Origin of the sequence: Arthrobacter globiformis (assembly GCF_003261175.1) — a bacterium.
Classification (GTDB): Bacteria; Actinomycetota; Actinomycetes; order Actinomycetales; family Micrococcaceae; genus Arthrobacter; species Arthrobacter globiformis_A.
The window spans coordinates 1-3,382 of record NZ_QLNP01000033.1; the positions used below are offsets into that span (position 1 = coordinate 1).

Annotated in this window: 1 rRNA gene; it reads right to left on the reverse strand. The window is 55.1% G+C overall.

Annotated features, from left to right (window positions below):
- Window positions 1-42: 42 nt before the first annotated feature.
- Window positions 43-3,182, reverse strand: a 23S ribosomal RNA gene (locus DBZ45_RS02625).
- Window positions 3,183-3,382: the final 200 nt, after the last annotated feature.

Consider the following 3,382-nt stretch of genomic DNA (forward strand, 5'->3'; position numbering starts at 1 on the left):
GGGTGCGAACCCCTTTTGAAACGGGTTCGCGGGGAGGGGTGTGTGGTGTAAGTTATCGGCCTATTAGTACCGGTCAGCTTCACGAGTCGTTAGTCCTCGCTTCCACATCCGGCCTATCAACCCAGTGGTCTGGCTGGGGGCCTCTCACACACAAGGTGTATGGAAATCTCATCTCGAAGCGAGCTTCCCGCTTAGATGCTTTCAGCGGTTATCCCATCCGAACGTAGCTAATCAGCGGTGCACTTGGCAGTACAACTGACACACCAGAGGTTCGTCCGTCCCGGTCCTCTCGTACTAAGGACAGCCCTTCTCAAATTTCCTGCGCGCGCAGCGGATAGGGACCGAACTGTCTCACGACGTTCTAAACCCAGCTCGCGTACCGCTTTAATGGGCGAACAGCCCAACCCTTGGGACCTACTCCAGCCCCAGGATGCGACGAGCCGACATCGAGGTGCCAAACCATGCCGTCGATATGGACTCTTGGGCAAGATCAGCCTGTTATCCCCGAGGTACCTTTTATCCGTTGAGCGACGGCCATTCCACAATGTACCGCCGGATCACTAGTCCCGACTTTCGTCCCTGCTCGAGATGTCTCTCTCACAGTCAAGCTCCCTTGTGCACTTACACTCGACACCTGATTGCCAACCAGGCTGAGGGAACCTTTGGGCGCCTCCGTTACTTTTTAGGAGGCAACCGCCCCAGTTAAACTACCCATCAGGCACTGTCCCTGACCCGGATTACGGGCCGAAGTTAGATGTCCAAAGTGACCAGAGTGGTATTTCAACGATGACTCCACCCGAACTGGCGTCCGGGCTTCAACGTCTCCCACCTATCCTACACAAGCCACTCCGAACACCAATACCAAACTATAGTAAAGGTCTCGGGGTCTTTCCGTCCTGCTGCGCGTAACGAGCATCTTTACTCGTACTGCAATTTCGCCGAGTTTATGGTTGAGACAGCGGGGAAGTCGTTACTCCATTCGTGCAGGTCGGAACTTACCCGACAAGGAATTTCGCTACCTTAGGATGGTTATAGTTACCACCGCCGTTTACTGGGGCTTAAATTCTCAGCTTCGCCTTGCGGCTAACCGGTCCTCTTAACCTTCCAGCACCGGGCAGGAGTCAGTCCGTATACATCGTCTTGCGACTTCGCACGGACCTGTGTTTTTAGTAAACAGTCGCTTCCCCCTGGTCTCTGCGGCCCCGATCCCCTCCCGGTCGCTAGTACCGTTCAAGGTTGGGGCCCCCCTTCTCCCGAAGTTACGGGGGCATTTTGCCGAGTTCCTTAACCATAATTCTCTCGATCGCCTTAGTATTCTCTACCTGATCACCTGTGTCGGTTTGGGGTACGGGCGGCTAAAACCTCGCGCCGATGCTTTTCTAGGCAGCATAGGATCACCGAATCCCCCCTTTACGGGAGTCCCGTCAGATCTCAGGCACATGAACAGCGGATTTGCCTACCGTTCGCCCTACATCCTTGGACCGGGACAACCATCGCCCGGCTCGGCTACCTTCCTGCGTCACACCTGTTAATACGCTTGCCTCCCAGGATCAGGTCCCGCGCTCCACCAAAACCCTTCACCCACAAGGGGTGTCGGGCAGGTCTCGGGCGGTTAGTATCCCCTGTTCAACATGGGCGGTTTTTCGCCGGTACGGGAATATCAACCCGTTGTCCATCGACTACGCCTGTCGGCCTCGCCTTAGGTCCCGACTTACCCAGGGCAGATTAGCTTGACCCTGGAACCCTTGATCATCCGGCGGACGGGTTTCTCACCCGTCTTTCGCTACTCATGCCTGCATTCTCACTCGTGTAGGCTCCACCGCTGGTTTACACCGCGACTTCACCGCCCACACGACGCTCCCCTACCCATCCACACTCCTGAACCACGAAGGCTTGGAAAATATGTGAATGCCACAACTTCGGCGGTGTACTTGAGCCCCGCTACATTGTCGGCGCGGAATCACTTGACCAGTGAGCTATTACGCACTCTTTTAAGGATGGCTGCTTCTAAGCCAACCTCCTGGTTGTCTTCGCAACTCCACATCCTTTCCCACTTAGCACACGCTTAGGGGCCTTAGTTGGTGGTCTGGGCTGTTTCCCTCTCGACCATGAAGCTTATCCCCCACAGTCTCACTGCTGCGCTCTCACTTACCGGCATTCGGAGTTTGGCTGACGTCAGTAACCTTGTAGGGCCCATTAGCCATCCAGTAGCTCTACCTCCGGTAAGAAACACGCAACGCTGCACCTAAATGCATTTCGGGGAGAACCAGCTATCACGAAGTTTGATTGGCCTTTCACCCCTACCCACAGCTCATCCCCTCCATTTTCAACTGAAGTGGGTTCGGTCCTCCACGACGTCTTACCGTCGCTTCAACCTGGCCATGGGTAGATCACTTCGCTTCGGGTCTAGATCACGCCACTGCAACGCCCTGTTCAGACTCGCTTTCGCTACGGCTTCCCCACACGGGTTAACCTCGCGACGTAACACTAACTCGCAGGCTCATTCTTCAAAAGGCACGCCGTCACAACTACTATGCGATTACTCGCGGTTGCTCCGACGGATTGTAAGCACACGGTTTCAGGTACTGTTTCACTCCCCTCCCGGGGTACTTTTCACCTTTCCCTCACGGTACTGGTCCGCTATCGGTCATTAGGGAGTATTTAGGCTTATCAGGTGGTCCTGACAGATTCACACGGGATTTCTCGGGCCCCGTGCTACTTGGGATACTCATCAAAGGCGGCGCTACAGCATTACGGTTACGGGGCTCACACCCTCTACGGCCGGCCTTTCAAGACCGTTCACCTATACCAGCACTCACACCTCCCCGGTCCGGCAGAACCAGGACAACAAGTCCCACAACCCCGCCCATGCAACGCCCGCCGGCTATCACACATGGGTCGGTTTAGCCTGATCCGCGTTCGCTCGCCACTACTAACGGAATCACTGTTGTTTTCTCTTCCTGCGGGTACTGAGATGTTTCACTTCCCCGCGTTCCCTCCACGCACCCTATGTGTTCAGATGCGGGTCACCAGATCACTCGCGCGTCTGGCGGGGTTTCCCCATTCGGACACCCTGGGATCACAGTCCGGTTATCGACTCCCCCAGGCTTATCGCAGATTCCTACGTCCTTCTTCGGCTCCTAATGCCAAGGCATCCACCGTGTGCTCTTAAAAACTTGACCACAAAAGATCAAGGAGTAATTTTCGAGAGAACCACAGAAACCAACCACACCCAACAACCACACCCCGAAGAGTGCCATCATCACGCGCAGCCAGATCCAGGTTCATATTCTTGGAAATTGCTTCTTATAAAAGATGCTCGCGTCCACTATGTAGTTCTCAAACAACAACCCCGTACCACACACCCCACACACACCCCCAA